Source organism: Tautonia marina (genome assembly GCF_009177065.1).
GTDB lineage: Bacteria > Planctomycetota > Planctomycetia > Isosphaerales > Isosphaeraceae > Tautonia > Tautonia marina.
The window spans coordinates 1-25790 of record NZ_WEZF01000010.1; the positions used below are offsets into that span (position 1 = coordinate 1).

The window sequence follows — 25790 nt, forward strand, 5'->3', positions numbered from 1 at the left end:
TACGCGGAAAGGATTGTGTGGGAATTGTGGTAAGCGTCGGCATGTCTTAATCGGTAGCACGACTCGCAGCTCCGCGCAAGCATTACTTTCCAATCGGGCATCCCCGCTCGATCCATTCGGTCACCTCGGCCAGTCGCCAGCGGGTATTCCGCCCGATCCGCACGGGCTGGGGGACTTTCCCGCCGGAGAGCAGCCGCCACAGGGTGCGTTCGCTGACCTGCATGAGTTTGGCCAGCTCCTCGGCGGTGATCAGCCTGGGTGTCGTGTCGGTGCTCATCGCTCGCGCTCCTTTTCCTTTACCAGCTCCGATTCGTGTCTCTCGACCCCCAGCCCCTTGCCGTCCAGGATGTTCTGGAGTCGTTCCTGGGGCGTCTGCCACCGCTGCTCGATCTCGGGCAGCACTCTGTCCATATCCTCCGAACTCACTGCCGGAAGTTCTGGAGCGAGGTGTCTCACGGCGTCTGCCCCATCGGCCACCCGCTGCCCGTAGGTCGCCGCGTCAGTCTCGCCGTAGTCTCGGACGCGGGCCGCGTGCTCGTCGGAGCGGATCTCTGCGGCCAGGGCCTTGATCTCCTCGGCGGAGGGATAACTCTCTTCGATCCCATCCATCCAGAGGTCGGGCTCGTCGCCTTCCAGAACGCGTCTGATGACGCCCTCTCTTTGCGACTCGGTGAAACCCCTCCAGTCGATCGCCACCGTCAGTGCATCGGGTCGCTGGCTTTCGCTCAGGTCGTCCCAGAAGTGGTATCCGCCTTCCTGCCCGGGGGCTGCCTGGATGACTCGTCCCTCAGCGATAGAGACGACGTACAGGCCGGCCGTGAGGATCTCGATGGCGCTGGTGACCCGGTCCATCTGCTCGCGTGTCGGCACGGTTATGTCCCCCTGCCCACAATGGGATTGTCAATCTCCCCGCTATCCGAAGTTAATGCTTGCTCGAACCCTTCGGCGCTGTCAGCGCAACCTCGGGCGTCCAGCCTTTCGTGATTCGACGCTTAAAGGTTTCTGGCAATACGGCACAACGCCTATCCCGCGACCAATCGACCATCAGTTTCGACTCGCCAAAGATAGTTAGAATCCGTAGATTGTCACTGTTTCTTCGCTGCTCAACGTAACTCACCCACCTGCAGTTGGATGGCTCGTAGTCGCCCCGTCTGTCAGGGTAACGATCTATCGTCAAGTCGTCGCGATAACCACTGGCAAGCGCCCAATCACGAAACGCTCCGTAGTTCTGGAGCCACTCCTGGCAGACTGCAATCCCCCTTCCTCCGTAGTACGGATAACAGGGCTGGTTGGGATCGCAGCAACGGCGCTTCATGTTCTCCCAGATTCTGTATAGACGTTTGTGATTGCCTTTGGGCGAATCCCCATGCGTGCGATTATTCTCAGCGACTTGGCACGATCTGCACCGAGTAGACCTTCCCTTTAGGAGGTTCCTAACTGTGACCTTGCACATCCTTCCGCAATCACAGACACAGTCAATTCTGGCGTGCCAGAAGCTATCCCCGCGTGATCCTGGGGGCAGTTCGAGAACCGTCCACTCGCCAAATCGTTGTCCGACTTCAATATAAGGGGATTTGCGCTTGATTGTGCTTGAACCAAAATCATTGGTATGCATAATTTGTTCTCCAATCTCGACAATTGGGAGCCTAGCCCGAAACGCCTGTAGGCGCAAGGGCTAGGTTCATTCAACGCCTTGGGTTAATCTGCGTTGCCTTCTCCAATTCTTCCCGGATCGCCGCGTACATCTCGCGCAAGCACTCGCTAACTTCCTCCTGCCGCAACAACGGCTCAACGATTGATGTGCACCTCTGGGCCAATTTGATGCAAAGAGCGTGAAGCGAGGCGTCAGTTGACTGATGGCTTTGCAGCATGGACAGCCCCCGGTAATCGCCGCCTCGCTTCCTTCACGGCTTCGAGGCAGGCGTAGGTTATGAAGGAGATCAGCTCCGGCGTGGTGGCGGTCGGGCTCGTCTGGATCATCTCGACGATCAGGATGGCGGCGGCCAGGGAGCAGTCGTACTCGATCGCTTCGGGGTCATCGGGCGGTTTCATCGCTCCCTCCCGCCGCGCTCGCGGATCCTCTCGACGGTCCTGTCCTCCTCCTGCGTGGCCATGCCGATCAACCGGTTGCGCTGGGAGTCGCTGATCTTCCCGGGGTCGATCTCGGACAGCAGGATGTGGGCCTGGTCGCGGTTCGAGACGCCGGACCAGTCCACCGCGTCCTGGAGGATCGCGAGCTTGCTGCGCTCCGGCATGTCCTGCCACGGCCGCTCCTCGATCCGGTAGTTCTTTTCTTGACCGACCACGGCCGGGTAGTTGCCCTCCTTGATCCGCAGGATGTGGTCGAAAGCCTCCTTGAGTCGCTTCTCGTCGCTCGGCATGGCTCGCTCCGATCGGATGTGGGGCGTCCCTGCCCCGGTCGGTCATTTCCTGAGGTGCTTGAGGCCGAACAGGGTCGCCCTGCCGAGCCCGCGTGCGGCCCGGCCCATGTTGTCCTGGCCCATCTGGTTGAACTTGAAGACCGTGTCGGGGCGGGTGGCGAGCATCCAAGCCCAGAAGACGAACCAGGCGAAGAGGAACGCGCCGCCGATAACCTGTTCCATCGGGATCTCCTTGCGAATGATCGTTTGTCGCGCTAATGTCCATCCGCCGGCGCGGTGGGATGACGACCCAACGCCTTGCCTCGTCAGCGGGCGGCCGCCCGGCGGAACCTAACTCCGGCCTGGCCGGGTCATTTCCGCAGCATCTTTCCGATGGTCAGTCCGGCCTTCACGGCACCGCCCGCCATCCTGGACATCCGCTCGAGCTGCGCCCTCTTCGCCTCCTCGTGCTGCTTGGCGATGAAGGCCATGTCCTGGGTGCGGAACGTCCACATGTAGAGGTACCAGGCGATGAGCAGGCCGCAGAACACGATGCAGGCGGCCCAGAGCAGTTCGTTCATGCGAAGCTCCTTGATGCTTGGTGTGAAAGGCGCTATCGTCTGTTCGTCAGCTCCGCGCAAGTAGCGCGTGGAGCCTCGGTGGCCGGGGCCTGAACCTTGCGGTCGCAGCCCCGGCCGCCCCATCACATCTCCCGCCCCATGTCCCGGTCCTGCTGCTGCGAGGGGGGCGTCGGCTGGCTCCGGGCGTCCAGGAGGTCCTGGAGGCTGAAGTCGCGGGCAGTGGCGCCGATGTCCCTGAGGCCGCCCATCTCCTGCGTGACGATCTGGGGAGTCGGATTGCCGAGGACGCCCGGCTCCTCCATCGGCTTGATGTTGCTGTCGGGAAAGGCGGCCAGGGCCTGCGTGAGCTCGTGGGCGCCGAGGCGCCCCATCGCCGCCAAATGCCCCTCGCCGAGCTTCTTGCCCGCGGGCTCCTCCTGCCCCGCACCCGGAATGTTCGCCATGTCGTTCATGGCGTGGCGAACCACCGTCTGATCCGTCTCGAACTTGTCGCGTCCGGCCAGGATGTCCTCGAACTTCGCTGCAGACATCTCGATGCCTCCCTCGGTTGGCCCGGCTTGAGCCGGGGGTTGTGGTGCTACATCCCCGCCATCGCAAGCCCCGCTGCTGCCGCTGTCGCCAGCAGGAGGATCGCCGTCAGCCACACCTCCGCCATCCGGAGGAGGTGGCTTCGTCGCCCGTTTCCCGGGCTGAGTTCCTCGAAGTACCGCGTCAGCGTGGTCTGGATCGGCGGCACGCCAGGGGTGAAGGTGATCGCCGTCCGTGCCGGCAGCGCCACGACCTCCTCCGGCTTGAGAAGCTTTCTGGCCTGCTGCGACCAGTTCGCGTTGCTGCCCCAGGACTCGGTCAGGCTCGTGCTCGGCTCCGGGCTGTTGACCTGCCGCGAGCCGCCGTTGTTCGTCCCGCCGGAGTCCACGACGATGGTCGACTCGCCCAGCCGGGAGCTCACGAACTCCGAGGTCTGCTGGTCGTTGACGCCGAAGAAGACCTGCGTGGTATTCGAGATAAGTGTGGTGTCGCCACCCTCGCCCCAGCACTTTCGGAGCTGCCCCATCGACTGGTAATAGAACTGGAGGCGCACGCCGTAGCCGCGATACTTGTCCACCGCGTCGTCGAGGCAGTCCATGCGCCCCAGGCTCGCGGCCTCGTCGAGGATGAAGTCCACCGCGTTCTGCTCCTGGAGGCCCCCATCCACGACCGCCCGCAGGGCCGCACCGACCCACAGCCGCAGCAACCCGGCCTGGGGCGAGATCTGCTTGGGCGGCAGGACCAGGTAGAGCGTCATCCTCCCCTTGCGTAGGTCGGACAGGTCGAAGCTGCTGGACCTCGTGCTCGCTGCGATGGCGGGCGTGTCGAGGAAGTTCATGAACCGGTTCGCCGTGCTCAGGACCGACCCGAGTTCCTTGTCCTTGAAGTTCGTGAGCTGGTTGCCGAGGCGGGCCACCATGCCCTCGTGGCCGGTCTCATTGCGCAGGACTTGGACGATCGCCTCTCGCTTGGCCGGGTCGGTCAGGAGCGTCCTCACGGCCTGCAGCGACCGGTTCTCGTCCCGCCCGTACAGCGTTACGGCGACGATGATGGCGGTGATCCAGAGTTCGGCGCTGTCGTTCCAGTACGGGTCCTTCTCCTCGCCCGTCCTGATGACCATGGCGTTCGCGAGCGCCCGGCATTCGTCGATGAGCTGTGGCGACTTCGGATCGATCGAGTCGAGGGGGTTGAAGGTGTCGGGGCTCTGCGTGACGACTGTGAACGGATCGAGCACCACGGTCTTGTGGCCGAACCTCTCCTGGCGATGCCTGGCGGTGATCTGGTAGTTCTCGCCCTTGAAGTCAATGACGACCATCGACCGGGGGCTGTTGAGCAGGTGCGGGATGACGCAAGAGACTCCCTTGCCCACGCCGGTCGGGGCGAAGACCGCGATGTGGACGGCGTTCGAGAGGCGCACCAGGGCTGATTCCTGCCTGCCCCGCTGGAGCTTCCTCATCGAGTAGACGAACCGCTCGCACGCGACGCCGGCCGGGACACGCCTGTCGAACAGCCCATTGAGCGATTCGAAGAATCCCCTCTTGGGCAGGGCGATCCGCCCGATGAGCAGGCCCGGCTTGTCGGACAGCAGCCCGGCTCGCTCCAGGTCGTCCGCGTCCGCCCATCGGGCCGTGCCGTGGCTGGTGAGCCGGACGACCTTGCGCCCGCCGAGATACACGACGGCAGCGGCGCCGACGATCAGGATCGCGGGGTATCGGAGCATGAAGGCGAAGCCGAGGGCGGCGATGCCGAGGATCCCGGCGATGAGGAGGGCGCGACAGAGTCGCATGGCTGGTTCTCCTGATTGGGACGACGACGAGCGAGGGCGGCAAGGAACGCCACAAGGGCAGCGCCTCCGGACAGCACCGTGAACCGCTGCATCCACTGGGCATTACGAACGGCTAGGATCTGCTCTTGGCTGGGCTTTGCCTTGAGCGGGTTGGGCTGGTCGAAGAAGTCGAGGTTGCCCTCGATCTCCTCCGCCGCCCGTGGGACGCTGCTGGCCTTGTCGATGAGGGCGACCGACCGCTGGTAGCAGCACACCGCGCAGACCGTGAGCGCGGCGGCGATGATGAGCCGCATAGGCACCTCCGAAAGTTGTTGACCGAATGGGCGAGGCGTGGCAGGGTTCGAGAGCTGCGGCGGCGTGGATGGACACGCTTGCAAGGACAGGGCGTCGCGTTCACGGCGTAACCTGAGACCGGAATCAAGCCCGGCCCGCAGCAACGCCCCCCGCCACATGGCGCACCCGCCTCGCAAGGGGCGGGTTATCACCCAGCCTTCGCCTTGTCCCTGCACACAGCCTGAAGCGTTTTGGCGTCGAGGCCCTGGTCGCGGCCCTTCCGCATTTCCTTTTGCGCTTCCTGCACGGCCTCGATGGCCTCATCCAGCGTCATGTCGTCGCCGGAGATCGTGACCGTGGTTCCGTTGGTCAGGGCGATCTTGATCTTGCTGGCTCGAACTGCGGGCGCTGCGCTGGCTCGCTTCTTCCGCCCCTGCTGCTCCAGCATGTCGCGGCTGGCGCCTGACAGCTTTAGGGCCAGGAGCGCGGGCTGGTCATCCGGCGGCAGCTTGCTGATCGCGTAGATGTCGCTAATGCCCAGCTTGCCCTCTCGCAGCGCCTCCTGCGCCTCGGGGATGCACCGCGATGGCGAGAGCAGCCGCGTCACCGTGGACGGGTCGAGGTGCAGATGCTCGGCCAGCTCCTTGCCCTGCCAGCCGTTCAGCTCCAGCAGCTCCCGGCACGCCTGCCACTTCTCGTAGGGCGTCAGGTCGGAGCGGTGGATGTTCTCGGTCAGCTGCATCCCACGCACCTGCGCTGTGGACAGCTCCCCGTCCACGACGATGACCTGGAGCGATTCGAGGCCGACCAAGGCGGCGGCCCGGTATCGCCTGTGCCCGGCGATGATCGTCCCGTCCGGCCGCGCCAGCACTGGCTGAAGCTGCCGCTCCCGAAGCGACTCGCCGAGGAGCCGCAGTTCACATTCGTCGTAGGTCTGCCTGGCCTGCCCCGTGTCGGGCTTGAAGAAGGCCAGCGGCTTGATCTCGAGTTTCGGCATGGCCGCCTCGTAAATGCCTGTTATGCAAGACGTTAGGAGAACGGATTGCAGGATTTACAAATGGCGCGCCAAACCCTGCGCGACACAAAAAGAATGTCGCAAGGGATTTAAACAGAGCGAGTTGCGTTAACCGGACTCGCAGCGTCCGGTATTTATGGATGCGTGCGCCCGGCAAAGATTACCCGGTAAAGTTTGCCGGTGAGATGATGTGAATGGGTAAAGCTTACCCAAAAACAGCACCTATGAACGGAGTATCCCCCCGGAAAGCTGAAACCCGAGCTTTTTCGGATGGTCTCCATGGCTGGTACTGTACCGATGAGCGCTATTGCGGGCAAGGGGGCGGTCAGCGACACGTCGCTCTGCCCGCCCGATCTGGGGCAGCAGTCTGAACACTCAAAGCAATCCCCACCAGCTCCAGGCCCCGACCGACGCCTATTCTTGGCACGATGAACCCGCCGCCGGGATGCGCAAGCAGAGAATCGGCTCCCCCCGAGGGTCTCCCCCAATTCTCTGCTTGCCCACCGCCGAGGCTTCCCGTCCAAGGCGGGTTCTGTGGGCGTGCCGTAAGGCTCGATGGTCGAGCCTGTAACTAGAAGGAGAATGTTATGACTGATTCCAAACCCATCGCCATCATCCGCCAGACCACGACTGTCTCTATCGCTTTCGCCGAGAAGCCCTCGGAAGAACGCCGCCGACAGCTGCGTGACGCTGGCTATCGCTACGAGAACGGCAACTGGTTCCGTAGCGAGCCGCATAGCCAGATGGCTACCGAGGAACTGGTTGCGCAAGTCCTCGCGGCGTAGTAACAACGAAGGGGTGCAGCCGGAAACTGCACCCCTCAATTAACCGCTAAATGGAGTTAGCGATTATGGATTCTGTTTACAACAGTCCCATCCCTCTGGCAATATCCCCTGACGAACTGATCGTCGACAACTTCGCTGGTGGCGGCGGCGCGTCGCTCGGCATCGGCATGGCCCTTGGCCGGTCACCGGACATCGCCATCAACCACGACCAGGAAGCGATCGCGATGCACGCCGCGAACCATCCAGAGACGAAGCACTACTGCGAGGACGTCTGGCACGTCGACCCCGTCGAGGCCTGCGCCGGTCGCCCGGTCGGCCTCGCTTGGTTCAGCCCGGACTGCAAGCACTTCTCGAAGGCCAAGGGCGGCAAGCCCGTCAGCAAAAAGATCCGCGGCCTCGCCTGGGTCGTGATCCGGTGGGCGAAGGCCGTCAAGCCGCGCGTCATCATCCTGGAGAACGTCGAGGAGTTTCAGGACTGGGGACCGGTCCTCCCCAACGGCCAGCCGTGCCCATTGCGGAAGGGCTTAACTTTCCGCCGCTGGAAGTCCCAGCTCGAAAACCTTGGGTACCGCGTCGAGCTGAAAGTCCTTCGGGCGTCGGACTTCGGCACACCCACAATTCGCAAGCGGCTATTCATGGTCGCCCGCTGTGACGGACTGCCGATCCGTTGGCCTGAGCCTACGCACGCAGATCCCAAGAAGATCCAGCAAGACCTGTTCAGCATCAACCTTAAGCCCTGGCGGACCGCCGCCGAGTGCATCGACTGGTCGCTGCCGTGCCCGAGCATCTTCGATCGAGACCGTCCACTGGCGGAGAACACGCTCCGCCGGATCGCCGCTGGTATCCGCCGGTTCGTCATCGAGGCGAGCGAGCCGTTCATCGTCAACCTGACCCATCACGGCAGCGACCGCGTCGAATCGCTCGATGAGCCGTTTCGAACCGTGACGGGGGCGAACCGCGGCGAGAAGGCGCTGGTGACGCCGTTCATCGCGCGAACCGCGCACGGCGACGTCGACAAGAACGGCAAGCGTCGGGGCAAAGGTCAGCATTCGGTAGGCGAGCCGCTCCATACGGTGACCGCGTCCGGCGACTATGCCATTTGCACACCGTTCCTTGCCGGCGTCGGTGGCCGGGCCGGTCAGTCCCCAGAGCGCTCGCCGGACATGCCCTATCAGACGATCACGGCGAAAGCGGATGCCGCTCTCGTATCCCCTATACTCGTCGGCACTGGCGGACCGGCCTACTCGGCAAAGCCCCGCCCTGCCGGGCAGCCCATCCACACGATGACGACAGACTCGCGGGCGGCCCTCGTGTCCGCGTTTCTTGCCCAGCACAACAGCGAGCGAGGGGACGGCGTGAAGGCGGGCCGTAAGGCAACCGAGCCTGTGAGCACGATCACGTCGTCCGGATCCCACCAGCAGGTAGTGACGTCCCACCTGCTCAAGCTCTACGGGACTTGCAGGGACGGCCAGCCGGTGACCGAGCCGGTCTCGACGATCCGGGCCGAGGGGACCCACCTCGCGGAGGTCCGGGCCTTCCTGATCAAATACTTCGGCACCGACCAAGACCCGAGGCTCGAGGAACCATTGCATACCGTCACCAGCAAGGACCGATTCGGCCTGGTCACCGTCCGGGGCGAGGACTATGTGATCGTGGATATCGGCCTTCGGATGCTGACCCCGCCCGAACTCTACCGGGCGCAGGGCTTCCCCGAGCACTACCTGATCAGCCCGGTCATCGGCGGCAAGCGGCTCAGCAAGACCGCCCAGGTCCGGATGTGCGGCAACTCGGTCTGCCCGCCGATCGCGGCCGCGGTTGCGAGGGCGCAATTTGAAACCGCTCCTCTGGCGAGGGCGGCATGACGATCACCATCCTCACCGGCTGCTGCCTCTCCCTGCTTGCGACGCTTCCCGACCAGTCGGTTCATACCTGCGTGACAAGTCCGCCGTATTGGGGACTGCGGGACTACGGCATCACCGGTCAGTTTGGTCTTGAGCAGACGCCTGCTGAGTTCATCCAGCACATGGTCCGCGTGTTCCGCGACGTGCGGCGGGTGCTGCGGGATAACGGCACTCTCTGGCTGAATATCGGGGACAGCTATGCCGGACACTCTGGAGGCAATCAAGGAAAGAATGGTTGGCGGTCTGACCGCACTTTCACAGCCCGCGTGGCGGATAAGTTTGGGTCAGGCTTAAAGCCCAAGGACCTCGTCGGTATCCCGTGGCGCCTCGCGTTCGCCCTCCAGGACGACGGCTGGTTCCTTCGCAGCGACATCATCTGGTCGAAGCCGAACCCGATGCCCGAGAGCGTGACTGATCGGCCGACGAAGTCGCACGAGTACCTTTTCCTCCTGACCAAGAGCGAGCGGTATTACTATGACCGCGAGGCCATCGCCGAGCCGTGCCGCTGGAATCCTGGCGACACCAAGATGCCGGATGGATGGGATACCGGTCCAGGGGCCCATGGTCGTTATCACCGAGCCGGCCGCGAGCAAGGTGTTCGAATCAAGCGAAGCGGCAATAAAGAGCGGAAGTCCGGTTCTGCGCGTGGCTGCCCAGAAGGGACAGGGGCGAACGTGTGCGGGTCAGTACCGTGGGAAGGAACGACCCGGAACAAGCGGTCCGTTTGGACGGTAGCGACCAAGCCCTTCTCCGACGCCCACTTTGCCACCTACCCTCCTGAGCTGATCGAACCATGCGTCCTCGCAGGCAGCCCCATCGGAGGCACCGTTCTCGACCCATTCTTCGGTGCAGGAACGACTGGCTTGGTCGCTGACCGCCACGGGCGGCACTGCATCGGAATAGAACTCAACCCGGACTACGTGCAGATCGCCGAGCGGCGGCTTCGAAAGGACGCGGGAATGTTCGCCGACATCGTCGTCGCGGCGTGATCATCGACAACCCATTGCGTGCTTATAATTCAAGCCGACCTGATGCGGTTTTAAGCATTTCGACGACAGTCGTCGACAGCGTTTCAACAGTGTGGCCAGCAGGCATTGCCATTTCGCCCTCACCCAAAAGATGGTCAGCGAGGATTAGCATCAAGCCCCGCCAGTTGGTATTTGTATCGCTATGAAGGTCCATGAGTGACAGAAGGTGTCCAGGGGTGGCAGCCGGGATGAACATTTCCTTCGATACAGCCACCTGCCCATTCGATGCACCTTGGCCAATAGCTGCCAGCAGATTGGTCGATGCAGTCCGCACAGTGTGGTGTCGGTCGATAATACTCTGAGCGATGCCAGCTATTATGTAAATGTCTGTGAAGTTGTACTGGACCGAGACATTCTGACCGTTGACCGTGAGCTGCATCAGGACGACCGCCCCCTCCACTCCTGGCGAAGCAGCGGGCTCATACCCAAAGCGCTCCCAGTTCCTAGGAACCGGCCTCAGCACGTATTTCTTAATGTCATCCCAGCGTTTCTTCTTAGAGGTGTTCAGTAAAGTTTTGAGCTGCAGGCGAACGACTCGGTCTGCGTCATCTAGGATCGCATCAAAACCATCATGATCGACGTCCGAATAATACGACCGCAGGTGATAGCCTCTCTCGGCAGCCGCCACTTTGGTGTCGTACAAGAGTCGGCAGTTGAAAATCTCCTCTCGCGCGTGACTGTTCCCAGACTCCTGGAGGTATTCGACCAGAGGCATCCGACTGCTCCAATCAGGGAAGGTTAGGGATCGCCCTGGAGTCCTTCCATTCTACTTGATCCTTCGGCCGGATAAAGCGGGTGCTTGGGCTCGCCCTTGTCCTCTACTTTCCGGTCCCACCCCGCTCATGTGGCCTTTGGACGGGGAAGCTGAAGCCGCAGTCGGCCGGGTCAATCCTGCAGCGGGACCCTGCCCCCTTCGGTTGACCCGGCCGCCTCTGGCGGCTTCGGGGCGCTCCCGTAAGGCCCGATAGGCGGGCCGGAAACCGAAGAGAAGGAGAACACCATGTCCACCCCCGCCCACAAACTCCGCGATGGCTGCCTGCAGGCCGTGATCTGGCGAAACCACGGCGAACGTGGCACCTACTACACGGTCAACGTGGCTCGCAGCTACCGCCAGGGCGACGAAACCTGGAAGGAGACCGACTCGCTCAACGCCGACGACCTGCTGGCCATGGCCGAGCTGCTCCGCGAGGCTTATGCCTGGATCAAGACGCAAAAGCGGGCCGACGCCAAAGGGCTGCGGGAACGCGATGGCGTGACTGCGAAGTAGCGGAACCGGGGCGGCTTCGTGCCGCCCCTTTATCATGGAGGATGCTATGTCACCGAAATTCAGCCTGGAAGAGTGCCTGAAACGCTATTTGTACGACCTCAATGCACGCCTGTACCTGGAATCCACTTCGCCGCCGGTGCCGGAAAGCCACAAGGAATGGCTGGCCGAAATTGTGACTCAACAGGAGGATATCCGTTGCGTCCAATACTGGCTGGCGCGGGTGCAGTCTGGGGAAGTGATCTGAGCGGAGCGGGGGCGGCTCCTTCGGGGGCCGCCCCTTTCGTTTGACATCTCCGCAGGGCCGCGCTACTGTCCCCTCGCTGCGGCGGCGTTCGCGCGACGACCACGGTCCCGGGAGGCCGCCCCCTGAGGCCGGTGGTTAATCAGCCCGGCCCGCAGCACCTCGATCAGCAAGGAGGCCTATGCCGAGAAAGTCCAGAGCCAAGAAAGCCCAGCCAGAATCCCCCGCCACCGAGCCCACGCCTATCGCCGCCGTTCTCGAAGAATCTCCTGCCATGGAGGCCATCCGGGCGAGCCGCGAGGCCAAGGAGCGGATCGAGCAGGAATACCCCTTGCCCGATCCCGCCCTCCAGCTCCCCGCGCCGGAGCCCAAGCAGGCCGAGCCGCAGGCCCCCGCCAAGCCCCGCTGGACCGACCGCTTCAAGTCCATGCGGAGCTACCCGCAGGAGGGCGTGCGGATGGTCGAGTCCCTCGACCACAGCCGCGTCGGGATAGCCTTCGACAACGACAAGCCGCCGACTTCGGATGAGAAGCTCGCCATGCAGTTCCCCGACGAAAGTCGCAGGGATCACGGCTTCGCCTATGACAAGAAGCCGAAGGTCTGGGAGCAAGCGGCATCCCCCGAAAGCCGTGACGCCGCGATCAAGCTGGCGGACACGATCGCCCAGCGTCGCCGGGAAGAGTCCGAGCGTGAGCGCTAAGCCCGCCACCGGGCGAGACTTCCAGCCCTGCCCGGAGAAGCCCATCGTCTTCGGGCCAGGGGGCGTCCCTGAAGCCCGAGAACGGCTGCTCTTCGAGAAGGTCACCGAGCTCGCCTTCTCCCAGAACGAGACCTGCCGCGTCAGCCGCGAGCGGGACTCCCTGGCCAAGGCCCTCGAGCAGATCGCAGCCGGGCATGTGCAGGAACCGCGGCAATTCGCCAGCGAGATCCTCGCCAGACTGGCGAGCGGTAGCCTCCGGAAGGTGGGCGCATGACCTGGCAGAACCGCATCAAGGGCATCCAGGTCGGCGACACCGTCCGCTACTCACGAACCTGGCTCCAGTCCACCGGCACAATCACCGGCGACCTGCCTCGGGCCAAGGGCATCGTCACGGCCATCAAGGACCTCGGCAGCACGAAGATCGCCACCATCGAATGGGACAAGCCGGACATCCCGGAGCGGGTGAACGTCGCCAATCTCTCGAAGGTGAAGCAGCGCGAGGTTGAGTGACCCGAGGCTCCGCAGGCGGGCGGGAGACGCTCAGGAGGCACGGGGTCGAGCACTTCCGCGAGATCGGACGCAAAGGCTTCCAGAGCTTTACAGACCGCTACTTCCAAGGTGACCGGCAGCAGGCCGGTGACTGGCTCAGGACGCGGGCCCATTAGCGGCGGATCGAGTCGTTCGTGGAGCGGGAGCTTGCCCGCAGGCTCGAAAACGGTGAGCGGACGGTCTGCGAGGAATTGCCCGTGCTCAGTGAGCCGGGCGAGGTTCCTTTTTAATCATGTAATTTCATCGTGATCCCCGGATTGCCCGCGAACGACGTGGACATTCTCGCAACCCGCCTTTTCCAACAGTTGCTCCACCTTGCCCTCGTATCCCGGCGCGGACTCGGGACTGACCACAACTTCAAGAATCGCGCCGGCCAGCTTCATCGGAAGGTTGAATCCGGGAACTTTCTTGCTCCTGACATCCTTGGAGACCCGCTTGATCTCCTCCGCCTTCGGAACACTAGCCTCCATAATTGCTTCGACGCGTTCTCGGTGGAACTCAGGTCCCTCATTCGTGAAAGGGCCCCAAGCTTTCCTGAAGTAAGCGATCGCTTCCTCCTCGGAACTGAAAGCCAACCGCTCGTTCATATTGATGGTCACTGTTTTTGAGACGGTGAAGTTGATCTTTGCCAGCGCTGGGGACCTGGCGGAGAACCTGACTTCCCTTTGGTGCTTATACTTGCTTCGAACGAGCGAGAGGATGCCTTTGGCTCCGTCGTTCAGCGTGAAGTAAACGCCATGGCTCACATAGCCGACCTGGCAGACATCCGGGCGAGATGCTTCAGGTAGGTTTTGCGCACCAAGCAGGGCCTCCTTGACCAGGCCGACCGTGGACCGTACAGCTACGCCATCCTTACCTTGCTTCTTTGAATGGCGTCCCGAGAATCGCCACATCTTCGGATCCACGTTCTCGTTCATTTGCCAGCACGAGGCTCCGTAGAGGTCAGCGGTAGCCTCTATGGCGTCGTAAAGGTGCGCATTGCTGACCGAGAGGTAGAGTTCACGGAGAGCAGCCGCTTCCTTCTTCTTCAGACCCTTCTTCTTGATCACCTTCTCGATGTACTTCTCTCTCTGCCTACTCCGGGCGGGGAGCTTGCCCTCGAAGCGGTCCTTGAATGACCATGGGTATCCGAACCAGAGTTGACCAGGAGGCTGGGGCTTTTCACTGCTCGGAGCGCTAATACCCCAGTCGGCATGGGCTGTGAACGGATCAAGCAACGTGGCAAACTTCGCGGCGTTCATGTAACGCCAAATCACGGTTTCCGGCTCGGGGGACTTGGGATCCGTACTCGCCACGGTCATCGGCTCTCTCCGCCTTGGGTGCCGTGCCTGTCTTTGTTCATGCGGTAGAGCGCGATGAAGGGGAAGCCTGCGGGCACAGACTGTCCCGCTACTTCGAAGGTGGCGCCACGGGCGTCGAGGACGGTCCGCTCGATCACGTCACCCAACCCTTCGATCGCGATCCCGACGTCCCTGGTCGGTGAGAAGGAAGCCCCAGAACCCAACCCTACCCCGCCTCGCTTCTTGATCAGAGGGTCACGAGTGGCCGCGGGCAAGCGGTTCAGAATCTGGTGGGCAGTGAGCCAGGCGTGGCTCCCATTCGTGTCCACTGCATCCTGGACAACTTGGAGCACCTCTTGCTGAAGTGGCGTCATCGCTGATGGCTCCTTGAGCGCGTAGAACTCCAGCATCGTCGAGCCAGCCGCCTCGACGATCCGCTCGATCGTAACTAGGCCCGGATTCGCGGTTTCTCCTCGAACGATCTTCCACACGGCCTGCCGGTCGAGCCCGGCGGCTTTGGCGAGGTCTACGACATTGAGGCCCTTCAGCGCCAGCAGCGAACGGATACGCTGGGCGGGGGTCAGCCTTATTTCCTCGATGGGGTTGCTTCTCCAGCGGGACGCGAGTCGGCTTCGACCTGAATGGTACGGACCGTCCTGATCCACGTCAACAATAGTCCCTCTGGATTTTCTTCGCGTCTCCCCTCCGGGGCCGGGCCATCCCGGGGTGCGCTTCGCTCCCGTCGCTACGCGACCTGGCGCCCTCCCTGTCCCTGACGTGGGAAGAAGGGGCCTAACGCCCCTCGCTGCGTCAAGGACCTCGCAAGTCGCCTTCGCATCTTCCGCGCGCTGCACGCTTGTGCAGACGCTCGGCGATCCTTGACTGCGCACACCCCCGCTGAGGGCTTTTCCTTCGTTCCGGTTGAATGCGCGCGGCATTCAACCAGACCTTTTCAACGAAGGAGACCACTACCATGACCACCACCCTCGCGACCCTCTCCAACGAGCAGCTCCGCCGCTCCGCCCCTTCCATCTTCGCCTCCACCCCTTGGCATCGCATGAGCGACCGCTACCGCTTCGTGCCGACGATCGAGGTCGTGGACATGCTGCGCGACCGGGGGTTCATGCCCGTCCGCGCCCAGCAGAGCCGATCCCGCATCGAGGGCAAGGGCGACTTCACCAAGCACCTGATCCGCTTCCGCCACGATAGCCTGCTCGACTCGCCCCGCGTAGGCGAGGAGATCCCGGAGCTCGTGCTGGTCAACAGCCACGACGGAACCTCGTCGTATCAACTCATGGCGGGGATTTTCCGCCTGGTCTGCTCGAACGGCCTGGTCGTCCAGTCGGCCGACTTCGGCAGCATCCGGGTTCACCACTCCGGCGGCTCCGATTTCCACCAGCGGGTGATCGACGCCACCTACCAGATCGTGGAGGAGGCACCCCGCACGATGGCCGCCATCGAGGAATGGAAGGGGATCACCCTGACCCGCCCGCAGCAGCTGGCCCTCGCGGACGCCGCCATGGAGATCAAGCCGAACGCCAGCATCCGCCCCGCTCACCTGCTGACTGCCCGGCGGAGCGAGGACTACACCGACCAGGATGGCCGCCGAGACCTCTGGCGCACGACGAACGTCTTGCAGGAGAATCTCCTCCGGGGTGGCCTGGCCGGGCACAACGCGAACGGACGCCGGGTCCGCACCCGCCCCATCAAGAGCGTGTCGGAGGACGTGCGTGTGAACCGTGCCCTCTGGAGGCTGGCCGAGAGGATGGCCGAGCTGGTTTGAGACTGGCGAGGGGGTGGCAGGGATGCCGCCCCCTTCCTTCCTCGGAGTTACGACCATGATCTGGCGCTTCGTCGGCCCCAACCGCGAGGGGGAGCTTGAAGACCACGAAATCACCGCATCGAGCCTTCCCGAAGCGATCGAGGCGCTCAAGGCAACGCACTGGAAGCCTGGCCTGTGCTGCTCGTATGCGGTCTGGCACGACTACGCACTCGTGGCCCACGTCTATGAGGGCCTGATGCTGGACACCGGGAAATATGACCTGTACTGGGTGCGGGTTCCGCCGTCGATCCTCCCCGCAACCTGGCCGCGGAACCCGAGCGATAACTGAGGCCTCCCTTCACCGGAGCATTCCCATGCCCTTCCGCTTCATCCGCCCGAACTCTGACGGCACTCTGACCGACGTCACGGTCGTGGCTTCGGACCTGGTGACCGCGTTCCATCAGTTCATGCATCATCATCCCAGCCTCAGGGGCTGGTTCGCCGTGTGGTGCGGCGTGCGACTCGCCGGGTATGTCCACGAGGGAGAAAATCACCTCGTTCTGACCGACCTCAAGTCAGAGCCGCCCAGCTACGCGAACCCGTTTGCTTGTGGGGATTGAACAGGAGGAGGTGCGGGAGAGGAGGCCCGCCCCGCAGGCCGCGAGGCTCGCTTCGCTCGCCAGCGTGATCAACACAACGTGTAAATAATCGCTTGACCGAAGGATCAGGCTGCGCTACACGTTGTGACGTAACCAGCAAGGAGGCTGCAACGTGGATACCATCGAATATTACACCCAAGATAAAACCCAGTGGGGACGCGGCGATTGGGAAAGCGAACCCGACAAAAAGCAGTGGCTGGACCAGGCCACAGGCTACCCTTGCCTGATCGTTCGAGGACCTCTCGGCGCGCTCTGCGGCTACGTCGGCGTCTCGAAGGACCACCCACATTTCGGTAAGGACTACGAGGTTCCGAACGTCGAGGTTCACGGTGGCCTGACCTTCGCCGGAGCCTGCCAGCCAAATGCCGACGAAGCCCGCCACATCTGCCATAAAGTGGATGGCGAGGACCATGTCTGGTGGTTCGGCTTTGACTGTGCCCACTACCGGGACTATGTGCCGGGGATGAGGTCGATCCGCCGCGAGGCTGAAATGGTTGATCCCTTTGGGGGCTTCGAGAGATACAGGAACCTCGCCTATGTGACCGGAGAGGTCGAGTCGCTCGCCCAGCAACTCAAGTCGCTGGCGGTCGCCGCATGACCCCCGAGGAACTCAAGCCCATCGTCGCAGCGTGGGGCGGGCCGGAGAAGTTCGCCAAGCTGATCGACGTGAAGGAGCGAACCGTTAAGGCATGGCTATACGGGGAGCGCGGCATCAAGCCGCCCGTCGCCAAGCTGATACGGAGCCTGAAACTACCGAAACCAAGGAAGGAACTCAGTGAATGAGCGACATAGTTATCAAAGGCGACGCCATCGAAGCCATCATGGCAGCAGCAGCGATCAAAGTGTTCAAGGACAAAATCGAAGGCTGGCAAACGCCGCTTGGACCGATCATTGAGGACGCCTTCAAGCTTCACTCCGAAGCCATTCGCAAGGCGGTTTACACGGCAACAGCAGAGTGCGTCAACTCGCCAGACTTTGCCAAGCAGCTTGTCCACCAGCTCAACCACAAGCTGGCGAACTTGGTGATCAATAAATGTAGCGGATTGGTAGAAAAGTCCTTCAACAACTTGATGAGAGATGAGGTTCTGAGAACCCGGCTGCAAACCGCAGTGATCGAGATCATCGAAAAGGAATCGGGTGCATGAACACCGAGGCAACCCTCTGGCAGCCGATCGAGACCGCGCCCAAGACCGCCCTGAAGCGGATCGACCTGCTCGACGCCGGCAAGCGCCGCGTGCCCGACTGCTACTGGTCTCGGCATCACCAGAAATGGCGCTCGAAGCACTTCGACCAGTACGGGCAGCGGCTGAAGATCCGCCGCCCCACGCACTGGATGTTCGTGCCGAAGCCGCCGAAGGCCGAGACGGCAGCGGGGATCCTGTGATCTGCCACGTCTGCGAAGGCTCCGGCTGCCACATGCTTATCCGCAACTGGAAGCCGGAATACTGGCCGTGCCCCTGCTGCCGGTACGCGGGCGTGACGGTGATGTACGGCCCGGCAACCATTGGACGAGCGAGGCTCGTAAGAACGCAACAGAAGGAGAGATAGACCATGGAAGGAAAGAAACAAGATGTCGGGCTGACCGCCCCCACTTTTCAAGAGCGAGTTGGAGCCTGGATGGACGCCTGCTTCGGGCCCGTGATCTCCGCCGACAAGGTGGAGAGGAACCACCGCTTCCTTGAGGAAGCTCTGGAACTGGTTCAAGCCTGCGGAGCTACGCGCGAGGAGTGCCTGCAACTCGTGGACTATGTTTTCGGACGCCCGGTCGGCGAGCCGAAGCAGGAGTCGGGCGGGGTCTCCGTCACGCACGCCGCCCTCTGTCTGGCAAACGGCATCGAAGTGCACGAGGCGGCAGAAGTCGAGCTTAGCCGGGTCTGGACGAAGATCGAGCAGATCCGGGCGAAGCAGGCGGCAAAGCCGAGGGGCTCGGTGCTCCCGATCTCGCCGAGCTACAGCGGCGCGGAAGGGTGAGGCGGTCATGGGATGGGGAGATTGCGGCACCGACAGCAAGGGAAGGCCGATCGGCTACGTTCACGCGGCGACTTGCGACCATCCCGGATGCGACGCGAAGATCGACCGGGGACTGGCTTACGCTTGCGGCGGAATGCACGGGACTGGCGAAGGCGGCTGCGAGGGGTACTTCTGCGAGAAGCACCGCTACCATGTCGAGGACCCGTTCGGTTGGGTCGGCAGGCAGGAGGGCTTCGCTGTGCTGTGCGAGGCCTGCAAAAATGAACACAACGCCTACCTCGTCGAAGACCTGATCGAGGAACTGAAAGAACTTCGCGAGGGTCAGATCATGGCGCCCACCGACGCCCAACTCGCACGCCTGCGCGAGACGCTCCGCCCGACCATCGAGGAATGGGCTCGCGACTACGGCCTGCCGATGGGCAAAGAGCACGCCCAGCTCGAGAACCGTCTGGTGGCCGCGCTGCTTGCAATGCACGAGAGCGGGACGATAACGATTAACAGCAAGGCCGAGGGGCCGGAAGGAAGAGTATGAGAATAGGATTTGTGGAAGGATTATGGGTGGGTATGGCAGCGACGCTAATCCTGCTGATTTTGGTCGCAAAGACTTCGATGTGGATTTTGGATGATGCGTGTGCCCGCCAAGGTTGGAAGGGCGAGTCCTGCCAGTGCCGGAAGCTCGAAAAGGCGAAGGTGCAGCCATGACCGCCCCCGACCTCCCCGCCCGCCTCGGTGCCGTTATCCGGCAGCGGCGCGTCCTGCTCGGGCTCTCGCAGCCCGCCCTCGCCAAGCGGGTCGGGGTGACCTTCCAGCAGGTCCAGAAGTACGAGAAGGGCACGAACCAGCCGACGTTTTGCCGCCTGGTCGACCTGGCGAACGCCCTCGGCACCACCGTAGGCGACCTGGCCGCGTCCGCCCTGCGTGGGGATGCCGGGGCCCAGGACGGACTTTCCGACCGCGAGACGCTGGAGCTGATGAAGTGGCTCGCCAGCCTCAGCCCGAACCAGCGGCGGGCCGTGCGGCAGCTGGTGGACGTCATGGCGGGGGCTGCGTGAACGCCGGGCAGAACGACCCCCTCATGCCGGAGAACGAGCTGGTCGCCAAGGCCAAGCTCGACATCCGGGACGGCCGCATCCATTACCGTCTCTACCAGCAGGACGGAACCATGCAGCCGATGGACTGCCCCGATACGCCGAGCAACCGGCTATGCGTGTCCTGGATTCAGGCACACGACCGCTACACGCCAGGCGGTGCAAATGCGGCGTAAACGATTAATCAAAGGGCTGAGGCCCGAAGGAGGAGTATGGAAGAGAAGAAGGTTTTGCCGTTGAACGAACTGCTCGACACGCTGAGCGAGAAGCAAGCCACGTTCATCCTCAACGCTTTGGTGACCGCTGGTTATGTGAGCCGTGAGCTGCTGGAAGACGCGATCAAGCTGTCGCGCTGGGTCAAGCCATGACCGCGGCCCCGAGCATGTCGCTCCTGAAGCGAGCTGCAGACCGCCTGATTCGGCCCTTCTACCGGGATCCAGACTTTTACATCGGCGGCAAGGAGGACCCGTACCTGCTCCGCTGGTGGGTCATCCCACGGAACCGCTTCTTCAACATCTACCTGCACAAGTTCCTGCGGGACGACGACGACCGCGCGCTTCATGACCATCCCTGGGTCAGCCTGAGCATCATCCTGAAGGGCGGGTACATCGAGCACACCGCAACCGAAGTTCGGCGACGCTATGCAGGCAGCATTGTCTTCCGAAGGGCGAAGCACGCCCACCGGATTGAGCTGCTCCGCAATCATCGCTGCCCGGTCGTGCCACCTGGCGACGAGCCCGCCTACTTCCGGCTAAAGCCCGCCTGGACGTTGTTCGTCACCGGTCCCCGCATCCGCGAATGGGGCTTCCACTGCCCGCAAGGCTGGCGGCATTGGCGAGAGTTCACCAGCCCGGTTGATAGCGGGAACGTCGGGAAGGGCTGCGAGCCATGACGCCCTATGAACTGCGACTGGCCTGCGAGGAGCGAATCCAGCAGTGGGAGCGCGACAACTGGGCAGCCGCTGAGTATCCTCACATCTACCTCACGCTGCCCTGGCTGGCGACTGGCGAGAACACCCGTCTGGCAAAGACGAAGGGCCCCATGTCGGAGTTCATCGCCAACGTAGTCGCAGGCCGTGGCACCACGGCTGCGTTCGATGCCCGCAAGGTGCTGGCTTACCTCGAACGCCATGCTGCTCCCCCTCCGCCCTCAGCCCCGCACGGCCTTTGATGTGGTGATGCTGAGGCCGGAGCCATGCCGGGGCAAGGAAAAAAGACCGCTTTCCGCAAGCGGAAGCCTTCGGCTTTTTGTCCTTGCACGGCACAGCGCCACCGGCCTCGGGCGCACACACAGAAAGGCCCGATGAGCGGGCAAGAATCAGAGAAAGGAAGCTCGTTATGACAACTCAAATTGCACAGCCTTCTCCAGCTCCTTGGAGCTACGAGTACAGCCCTTACACGGTCCGCAACCCCGGCACTCACGGAGACAAGCAGGTGGGCGATGATATCCCCGCTTTCGAGATCTTCGACGCCGAGGGCAACAAGGTCTTCGACACGAATGAGGATACACCTGGTGAATTACAGGAGGCGAACGCCCGCTTGGGCTCCGCCGCTCCGAAACTGCTGAAGGCATTGGTCCGCTGCGCCGAGCTGCTTGCTGATCACGACGATTCCGAAGGCGAGGAAGGCGAAGCGTATCGTGATGCATTGGCCGCCATCGCTGAGGCGACCGGGAGGGCAGAATGACCAAGTACAACGTCCACATCTACAGGGAAATGAAGCTTTACTTCCCCGGTATCGAGGCCGAGAGCCCTCAAGCAGCCGCCGATCTGGCAGCCAAGATGGATACCGCTGACGCTGATGACATCGTAAGTTGCGACGGTATCGACCTGGCCGCATTGGTCGATGTGGATGGCGACGATAACTTTGAACAAAGCGTCACTATCGCCTTCGAGCCGCAGCGCATGCTGGATGCAGCGCCGAGACTGCTCGCAGCGCTAAGTGAAATAGTCCGAGTGTACGCGGAGTATCCAGATGAGACTGCCCGGCAAATCGCCGAATCCGCCATAGCAGAAGCCACCGGCAAGGAGGCCGCATGAACGTCATCGCCATCAAGCTCACCACCCCGGACGAGATCCGCACCGCCTGCGACATGGCTGTCCTGATGGGCGAGGAGCAGTTCCAGGTCATGTACAAGCCCGACCAGGCCGAGGACGACGACTACATCGGCGTCGACCTGGGCGAGTTCTCCCAAGCAAGGAGCGACGACTACTTCCTCGTCGAGTTCCTCGAAGGCCGCCACTCCTGGGAGATGTGGGTCTACGAGTTGAGGCCTGCGGCCGTGGCCGATTCCGCCACGGCGAGCCTTCCTCCCGGCCCCTACCACTTCGAGCCTGGCGAAACCGCCGACACCTACCGCATCTTCGCGGCTGGCGAAGACAGGCCGATGGTCGAGATGATCTACATCGGCGGGGCGGAGGACTTCGCGGCCACAGCCAAGGCGCTGGCCCGGCTGTTTGCGGCAGGGCCGAAGCTGGTGCAATCGCTCCGGACCCTCGCTGAGCAGGCCGACGAGGATTGCCCACACGAATATCGGAGCAGGCATTTTGTCGAGGCTTTGGCAGACGCCAATGATGCCATCGTCGGGGCGACCATCGGACAGCCCAGCCAGCCTACCCCACCTCCCTCTCGATCTCCTTGATCTGGATGCTCGTGATCAGAGCCTCGCCTTCGGCCCCTGCCGCGAACCCCCGGTCGCTCAGCCTGACCCACGGCATCCGATGCTGGTGGATCAGGTCGTAGAGCCGCCAGAGGTTGAGCCCTCCGATCGTAACCTCCCAGATCTTCGAGCCCACGAACCGCAGGCGGATGATCTGGCCCTCCTTCTCGGCCCTGAACTCGCTGTGGCTGTCGAGCTGCACAAACTGGAAGCTCACGCAGCCCTTCGCCCCCAGCAGGCAATGCAGGGCGTAGACGGCCTTGTTCGCCGCCCTCGCGTGCGCCTGGTACGGGGCGTCCAGGGCGGGCAGCTCGGTTTCGCCCGCGTCGTCGACTGCCGGAACATCCGGCTTGGGGACCAGGCCATTCGGCCCGCCCTTCAGGATTCTATCGAGTTCGGACATAGGCTCTCTCCTTCTCTCGCTGCACTGCAATAACAGTCGCAGCCTTCTCGCGCAACTGGGCAAATGCGAGCCGCATCCGCTCCGCGAGCGTGCGGACCCGCCGCCTCGGCTTCATCGGCACGGGAGCGCGGCGCAGCAGTTCCGTCGCCGACTTCCGCGGATCCGCCCTCTGGATGGCCTCGCGCAGCTCGGCCGGCGTCAGGTCGCTGTAGACCGTCGCCTGCTCCCGGCCCCGCGACACTGAGACGTAGAACTGCTCCGCGCCCATCGCCGGGCGGGACTCGTGGCCCATGGCGATCAGCACGCGGTCGACCGTCTTGCCCTGGCTCGCGTGCGAGGTGGTGACGTAGCCGTGGGCCAGGTGGCCGAAGTCACGCCCCACGACCCAGCCGTTCTCCAGCACGATGTCGTCGTCCTTCGTGAAGCCCTTGACCCGATACATCGCTCCGTTGTTCAGCTTGTGCTTACCGTCCTTCGTCTTCCCGTTGGCGGTGACGCGGATCTGGTCCCCGGCGGCCAGCTCGATGGACGACGGCGTGTAGACCGAGAAGTGCGACGGCTTGGCGAAGTGGGCACCGGGCTTCCAGTCGAGCACCCGGACGCGGTCCCCGGCCCGGAAGGTGCCCGAGTTCCGGTGGAACTGCATGACCTCGCCGCCCTCGTACCGCCCCAGGTCGCCCCGCTCGGCCTCCGTCCAGCCAAGGGGCACCAGCACCCCGACCTGCTTACCCTCGCTGGCGATTGCGCCCCGCTGCTTGAGCCGGGCCCGGATCTCCGCGGTGATCTCCCCGCCCTCCGCATGGGTCGGGGCGACGACCAGGACGGACTTCCGGGAATCGAGGGCCGCCAGGTAGTCCTCGACCAGCGTGGCATCGTCCTGGGCCTCCTTGACCCAGCCCAGGCCTTCGAGCTGGTCGTACCCGCCGAGGAGGTCGCCCTTGGCCAGTGACGCCACGGCGGCCTTGTAGCGGCCCTTCTGGCGGCGGATATCCTTCAGCTCCGCCACGGGCAGTCCGGCGAACTCCTCGAGCACCCGGAGCGTGGCTCCGCGCTCGACCGATCCGTGTTGCTTCCGGTCGCCCTGGAGCACGACGCGGGCACCGAGCCGCTCGGCGGCGTCGAAGACCTCCCGCACCTGCCGCATGCCCAGCAGCCCGGCCTCGTCCACCCAGATGACGCCGTCCCGAGCCTCCTCCTGGAACCTCTCGTCGATCAGGAACCGGGCCACGGTGTTGGCCTCCTGGAAGCCCTCCTTGCGGAGCACGGCCCGGCTGGCCTCGGCAGAGGGGGCCAGCACGACCACCGGGCGATCCAGCCCCTCGATGGTCGCCTTCATCGTGTGGGTCTTGCCAGTCCCGGCGGCCCCGCGGATCAGGATGACGCGGTCGGGCGAGTTCCAGACGTGGCGGGCGATGGCGGCCTGGTCGGGGGAGAGGTCAGTTCTCGGTTGCGCGAGCGGTGAGGTTGTGGCAGGATGCCTTTGGGATGCAGTAGTGGGAGCTTGAGGGTCGCAACCTGGGCTGTCCACACGGAGGGTCAAGAACTCCTGCATCCCAACCCCCATCGGCCGACACGTCCCCCGCCCGTTGCGGGCGAACCCGATCACCCGCTGCTCCTCGGCGTGCACCAGCCGGGTCGTGGCCTCCCCGTCCTTCGTGAGCAGGCCCTGCCGCTTCGCCTCCTCCTGAACCAGCTCCGGCGTGACCGAGCCGACGCCGTGGCGGATGGCCGTCTCGTAGAGCCTCTTCTCGTCCACCACGCTCCTGCGCTCGAACAGGTGGCCGATGGCGAACTCGACGGCCGCCTTCACGTCCCCCTCGTACCCCGCCTTGCCGACCAGCCCGGCAAGCTGCTGGCGCTCCGCGTCAGTCAGGCGGCTGACCCAGTAGCGGTTGAGGTCGTCGGCCCGCTCCTTGACCTTGCCCAGCCGGGTGGTCGCCCCGAGCGTGTTCCGGCCCTCGGGGCTGGTGATGCCCAGCTTCTCGGCGACCTGGTCGATGTACGCACGACGGCGGCTGAACTTCCTGACCAGCTCGTCGGAGATGCCCGCGATCTCGAAGGCCTTGTCCTTCTTCCGCACGCCGTAGCCGAGCTGCCGGAGGTTTGACGCCAGCCGGTTGTGGTAGATGGCCTCGTAGTAGGGCGCGTCGTGCTTGATCTGCCCCATCTCGGCGGCCTTCCACTTGCCCTCGGCCTGGTCCTCGGTGGCGTTGAAGACGACCACGTGGTCGTGAAGGCTCATGTCGGGCATGGCGTCCTGCCCGCTGACCCGCGTGTCTCGGTGCGTCACGCGGAAGGCGACCATGTTGCCGGTGATCCTGTCCTCGTTCTTTCCACCGGCCCGGACGCGACCGCGCATGTCCGCCTCGACATAGCCCATGGCATGGGCCACCGCCTCGCGGTGAGCCCACTCGATACGGTCGTCACCTCGGTTGCCTGGCCCAGCCAACTCCCGCGCGATGCCCACCGACTTCGTGCTGTTAAAGTTCAAGTCGATGCCGACCCGCCTGCCGTCTCGGGTGTAGGTCGTCAGCGGCTGGCCGGTGAGCGGGTTCACATTGTCGCAGAGCAGCTCGAAGTCTTCCTTCCGAGCGGGCCCCACAAGCCCGAGAACCTCAGCGCCCTTGCCCAGCCAGTCGCCTTGCGACTGCGCGTAGTAGTCCGACGCCTGGTAGTAGGCCTTCGCGGCAGCAGCATCGGTAATCCAGTGTGTTCGCAGCACGCTGGAATAATAGGGCTGGACAAGCGCGTGTCAATTAATGCTATGGGCGATTCGGCAAGCCGACCGGGCTGCTATGGGGTTCGCTTGCGCTCCCGTCGCGAGCGACCGGCTGGCGCCGCCCTCCGCATCCCTATCGCAATCGGCGAGAGATGGAGGCCAACGGGGCGCTGCAATGCCACGGCCCGGCCTTAATGCGGTCAAGGGTTTCACGAGCGGCTGCGCCGCCCTTGACC

Annotated in this window: 40 protein-coding genes; 25 read left to right on the forward strand and 15 right to left on the reverse strand. The window is 63.5% G+C overall.

Annotated features, from left to right (window positions below; genetic code table 11):
- Positions 1 to 82: 82 nt before the first annotated feature.
- From GA615_RS13065 to GA615_RS13105, 10 genes are all read right to left on the reverse strand, one after another.
- Positions 83 to 277, reverse strand: coding sequence for a helix-turn-helix transcriptional regulator (locus GA615_RS13065; RefSeq protein WP_152051756.1), 195 nt, complete (start codon positions 275 to 277; stop codon positions 83 to 85).
- Positions 274 to 852 (reverse strand): hypothetical protein, encoded by a 579-nt coding sequence (locus tag GA615_RS13070; protein WP_161602313.1) that lies wholly within the window; start codon positions 850 to 852, stop codon positions 274 to 276. The genes GA615_RS13065 and GA615_RS13070 overlap by 4 nt, the downstream gene beginning before the upstream one ends.
- A 993-nt stretch (positions 853 to 1845) precedes the next feature.
- Positions 1846 to 2052, reverse strand: a complete 207-nt coding sequence (locus GA615_RS13075; RefSeq protein WP_152051758.1) for a hypothetical protein — start codon at positions 2050 to 2052, stop codon at positions 1846 to 1848.
- Entirely contained in the window at positions 2049 to 2381 is a 333-nt protein-coding gene (locus tag GA615_RS13080; RefSeq protein WP_152051759.1) for a hypothetical protein, read from the reverse strand. The genes GA615_RS13075 and GA615_RS13080 overlap by 4 nt, the downstream gene beginning before the upstream one ends.
- A gap of 42 nt (positions 2382 to 2423) precedes the next feature.
- The gene (locus GA615_RS13085) at positions 2424 to 2603 is read right to left on the reverse strand and encodes a hypothetical protein (RefSeq protein ID WP_152051760.1); all 180 of its coding nucleotides are present in this window, start codon (positions 2601 to 2603) and stop codon (positions 2424 to 2426) included.
- Positions 2604 to 2731: 128 nt separating this feature from the next.
- Positions 2732 to 2941 carry a hypothetical protein gene (locus GA615_RS13090; RefSeq protein ID WP_152051761.1) on the reverse strand — a complete coding sequence of 70 codons (210 nt, stop codon included), beginning with the start codon at positions 2939 to 2941 and terminating at the stop codon, positions 2732 to 2734.
- Positions 2942 to 3063: 122 nt separating this feature from the next.
- A complete protein-coding gene (locus GA615_RS13095; protein WP_152051762.1) occupies positions 3064 to 3471 on the reverse strand; it encodes a hypothetical protein in 408 nt (135 codons plus the stop codon).
- Between the two features lie 47 nt (positions 3472 to 3518).
- Positions 3519 to 5189 carry a type IV secretory system conjugative DNA transfer family protein gene (locus tag GA615_RS13100; RefSeq protein WP_161602314.1) on the reverse strand — a complete coding sequence of 557 codons (1671 nt, stop codon included), beginning with the start codon at positions 5187 to 5189 and terminating at the stop codon, positions 3519 to 3521.
- Positions 5165 to 5548 carry a hypothetical protein gene (locus GA615_RS27450; protein WP_161602315.1) on the reverse strand — a complete coding sequence of 128 codons (384 nt, stop codon included), beginning with the start codon at positions 5546 to 5548 and terminating at the stop codon, positions 5165 to 5167. The genes GA615_RS13100 and GA615_RS27450 overlap by 25 nt, the downstream gene beginning before the upstream one ends.
- A gap of 188 nt (positions 5549 to 5736) precedes the next feature.
- Positions 5737 to 6525 (reverse strand): ParB/RepB/Spo0J family partition protein, encoded by a 789-nt coding sequence (locus GA615_RS13105; protein WP_152051764.1) that lies wholly within the window; start codon positions 6523 to 6525, stop codon positions 5737 to 5739.
- 605 nt (positions 6526 to 7130) lie between these two features.
- Here GA615_RS13105 and GA615_RS13110 point away from each other — a divergent pair.
- The 3 genes from GA615_RS13110 to GA615_RS13120 all read left to right on the forward strand — a co-directional run bounded on the left by GA615_RS13110 (position 7131) and on the right by GA615_RS13120 (position 10218).
- Positions 7131 to 7328, forward strand: coding sequence for a hypothetical protein (locus GA615_RS13110; RefSeq protein WP_152051765.1), 198 nt, complete (start codon positions 7131 to 7133; stop codon positions 7326 to 7328).
- A 65-nt stretch (positions 7329 to 7393) separates the two neighbouring features.
- Positions 7394 to 9190, forward strand: a complete 1797-nt coding sequence (locus GA615_RS13115) for a DNA cytosine methyltransferase (RefSeq protein ID WP_152051766.1) — start codon at positions 7394 to 7396, stop codon at positions 9188 to 9190.
- A complete protein-coding gene (locus tag GA615_RS13120) occupies positions 9187 to 10218 on the forward strand; it encodes a DNA-methyltransferase (protein ID WP_152051767.1) in 1032 nt (343 codons plus the stop codon). Before GA615_RS13115 ends, GA615_RS13120 begins: the two co-directional genes overlap by 4 nt.
- Positions 10219 to 10240: 22 nt before the next feature.
- Here GA615_RS13120 and GA615_RS13125 read toward each other — a convergent pair whose 3' ends face one another.
- Positions 10241 to 10972, reverse strand: coding sequence for a hypothetical protein (locus GA615_RS13125; RefSeq protein WP_152051768.1), 732 nt, complete (start codon positions 10970 to 10972; stop codon positions 10241 to 10243).
- 285 nt (positions 10973 to 11257) lie between these two features.
- Between GA615_RS13125 and GA615_RS13130 the strand changes: the two genes are divergently transcribed.
- The 5 genes from GA615_RS13130 (at position 11258) to GA615_RS13150 (ending at position 12975) form a co-directional block, all read left to right on the forward strand.
- Complete coding sequence (locus tag GA615_RS13130) at positions 11258 to 11524, forward strand: hypothetical protein (RefSeq protein WP_152051769.1); 267 nt, start codon at positions 11258 to 11260, stop codon at positions 11522 to 11524.
- 46 nt (positions 11525 to 11570) lie between these two features.
- The gene (locus GA615_RS13135; protein ID WP_152051770.1) at positions 11571 to 11768 is read left to right on the forward strand and encodes a hypothetical protein; all 198 of its coding nucleotides are present in this window, start codon (positions 11571 to 11573) and stop codon (positions 11766 to 11768) included.
- 178 nt (positions 11769 to 11946) lie between these two features.
- The gene (locus GA615_RS13140) at positions 11947 to 12465 is read left to right on the forward strand and encodes a hypothetical protein (protein ID WP_152051771.1); all 519 of its coding nucleotides are present in this window, start codon (positions 11947 to 11949) and stop codon (positions 12463 to 12465) included.
- Positions 12455 to 12739 (forward strand): hypothetical protein, encoded by a 285-nt coding sequence (locus GA615_RS13145; protein ID WP_152051772.1) that lies wholly within the window; start codon positions 12455 to 12457, stop codon positions 12737 to 12739. The genes GA615_RS13140 and GA615_RS13145 overlap by 11 nt, the downstream gene beginning before the upstream one ends.
- Positions 12736 to 12975, forward strand: coding sequence for a hypothetical protein (locus GA615_RS13150; protein ID WP_152051773.1), 240 nt, complete (start codon positions 12736 to 12738; stop codon positions 12973 to 12975). Before GA615_RS13145 ends, GA615_RS13150 begins: the two co-directional genes overlap by 4 nt.
- A gap of 269 nt (positions 12976 to 13244) precedes the next feature.
- Here GA615_RS13150 and GA615_RS13155 read toward each other — a convergent pair whose 3' ends face one another.
- Together GA615_RS13155 and GA615_RS13160 are read right to left on the reverse strand one after the other, a co-directional pair.
- Entirely contained in the window at positions 13245 to 14315 is a 1071-nt protein-coding gene (locus tag GA615_RS13155) for a hypothetical protein (protein ID WP_152051774.1), read from the reverse strand.
- Positions 14312 to 14959, reverse strand: a complete 648-nt coding sequence (locus tag GA615_RS13160) for a helix-turn-helix transcriptional regulator (protein ID WP_161602316.1) — start codon at positions 14957 to 14959, stop codon at positions 14312 to 14314. Before GA615_RS13160 ends, GA615_RS13155 begins: the two co-directional genes overlap by 4 nt.
- Positions 14960 to 15267: 308 nt before the next feature.
- Here GA615_RS13160 and GA615_RS13165 point away from each other — a divergent pair, with 308 nt between their 5' ends.
- From GA615_RS13165 to GA615_RS13240, 17 genes are all read left to right on the forward strand, one after another.
- A complete protein-coding gene (locus GA615_RS13165) occupies positions 15268 to 16077 on the forward strand; it encodes a DUF932 domain-containing protein (protein WP_152051776.1) in 810 nt (269 codons plus the stop codon).
- A 55-nt stretch (positions 16078 to 16132) separates the two neighbouring features.
- Positions 16133 to 16405, forward strand: a complete 273-nt coding sequence (locus GA615_RS13170) for a hypothetical protein (RefSeq protein WP_152051777.1) — start codon at positions 16133 to 16135, stop codon at positions 16403 to 16405.
- Between the two features lie 25 nt (positions 16406 to 16430).
- On the forward strand, positions 16431 to 16676 hold the full coding sequence (locus GA615_RS13175; protein WP_152051778.1) for a hypothetical protein: 246 nt from the start codon (positions 16431 to 16433) through the stop codon (positions 16674 to 16676).
- A gap of 151 nt (positions 16677 to 16827) precedes the next feature.
- Positions 16828 to 17313, forward strand: coding sequence for a hypothetical protein (locus GA615_RS13180; RefSeq protein ID WP_201750180.1), 486 nt, complete (start codon positions 16828 to 16830; stop codon positions 17311 to 17313).
- On the forward strand, positions 17310 to 17498 hold the full coding sequence (locus GA615_RS13185) for an adhesin (RefSeq protein ID WP_152051779.1): 189 nt from the start codon (positions 17310 to 17312) through the stop codon (positions 17496 to 17498). The genes GA615_RS13180 and GA615_RS13185 overlap by 4 nt, the downstream gene beginning before the upstream one ends.
- Positions 17495 to 17860: a hypothetical protein gene (locus tag GA615_RS13190; protein ID WP_152051780.1), complete on the forward strand. Its 366-nt coding sequence runs from the start codon at positions 17495 to 17497 to the stop codon at positions 17858 to 17860. The genes GA615_RS13185 and GA615_RS13190 overlap by 4 nt, the downstream gene beginning before the upstream one ends.
- Entirely contained in the window at positions 17857 to 18099 is a 243-nt protein-coding gene (locus GA615_RS13195; protein ID WP_152051781.1) for a DUF551 domain-containing protein, read from the forward strand. Before GA615_RS13190 ends, GA615_RS13195 begins: the two co-directional genes overlap by 4 nt.
- 167 nt (positions 18100 to 18266) lie before the next feature.
- A complete protein-coding gene (locus GA615_RS13200) occupies positions 18267 to 18686 on the forward strand; it encodes a hypothetical protein (RefSeq protein ID WP_201750181.1) in 420 nt (139 codons plus the stop codon).
- Between the two features lie 7 nt (positions 18687 to 18693).
- The gene (locus GA615_RS13205; RefSeq protein WP_152051782.1) at positions 18694 to 19218 is read left to right on the forward strand and encodes a hypothetical protein; all 525 of its coding nucleotides are present in this window, start codon (positions 18694 to 18696) and stop codon (positions 19216 to 19218) included.
- Between the two features lie 97 nt (positions 19219 to 19315).
- Positions 19316 to 19738 carry a helix-turn-helix domain-containing protein gene (locus GA615_RS13210; RefSeq protein WP_152051783.1) on the forward strand — a complete coding sequence of 141 codons (423 nt, stop codon included), beginning with the start codon at positions 19316 to 19318 and terminating at the stop codon, positions 19736 to 19738.
- Positions 19739 to 19761: 23 nt separating this feature from the next.
- On the forward strand, positions 19762 to 19950 hold the full coding sequence (locus tag GA615_RS13215) for a hypothetical protein (protein ID WP_152051784.1): 189 nt from the start codon (positions 19762 to 19764) through the stop codon (positions 19948 to 19950).
- A 36-nt stretch (positions 19951 to 19986) separates the two neighbouring features.
- A complete protein-coding gene (locus GA615_RS27455) occupies positions 19987 to 20142 on the forward strand; it encodes a hypothetical protein (RefSeq protein WP_161602317.1) in 156 nt (51 codons plus the stop codon).
- Positions 20143 to 20156: 14 nt separating this feature from the next.
- Positions 20157 to 20666 carry a hypothetical protein gene (locus GA615_RS13220; RefSeq protein WP_152051975.1) on the forward strand — a complete coding sequence of 170 codons (510 nt, stop codon included), beginning with the start codon at positions 20157 to 20159 and terminating at the stop codon, positions 20664 to 20666.
- Positions 20663 to 20944: a hypothetical protein gene (locus GA615_RS13225; protein ID WP_152051785.1), complete on the forward strand. Its 282-nt coding sequence runs from the start codon at positions 20663 to 20665 to the stop codon at positions 20942 to 20944. Before GA615_RS13220 ends, GA615_RS13225 begins: the two co-directional genes overlap by 4 nt.
- A 263-nt stretch (positions 20945 to 21207) precedes the next feature.
- Positions 21208 to 21459, forward strand: coding sequence for a hypothetical protein (locus tag GA615_RS13230; RefSeq protein ID WP_161602318.1), 252 nt, complete (start codon positions 21208 to 21210; stop codon positions 21457 to 21459).
- On the forward strand, positions 21456 to 21812 hold the full coding sequence (locus tag GA615_RS13235; protein ID WP_152051787.1) for a hypothetical protein: 357 nt from the start codon (positions 21456 to 21458) through the stop codon (positions 21810 to 21812). The genes GA615_RS13230 and GA615_RS13235 overlap by 4 nt, the downstream gene beginning before the upstream one ends.
- Entirely contained in the window at positions 21809 to 22414 is a 606-nt protein-coding gene (locus GA615_RS13240) for a hypothetical protein (RefSeq protein ID WP_152051788.1), read from the forward strand. Before GA615_RS13235 ends, GA615_RS13240 begins: the two co-directional genes overlap by 4 nt.
- Here GA615_RS13240 and GA615_RS13245 read toward each other — a convergent pair.
- Positions 22386 to 22835 (reverse strand): hypothetical protein, encoded by a 450-nt coding sequence (locus tag GA615_RS13245; RefSeq protein ID WP_152051789.1) that lies wholly within the window; start codon positions 22833 to 22835, stop codon positions 22386 to 22388. The two genes, GA615_RS13240 and GA615_RS13245, sit on opposite strands and share 29 nt — an antisense overlap.
- Positions 22819 to 25557, reverse strand: a complete 2739-nt coding sequence (gene mobF / locus GA615_RS13250) for a MobF family relaxase (RefSeq protein WP_152051790.1) — start codon at positions 25555 to 25557, stop codon at positions 22819 to 22821. The genes GA615_RS13245 and mobF overlap by 17 nt, the downstream gene beginning before the upstream one ends.
- Between the last annotated feature and the right edge of the window lie 233 nt (positions 25558 to 25790).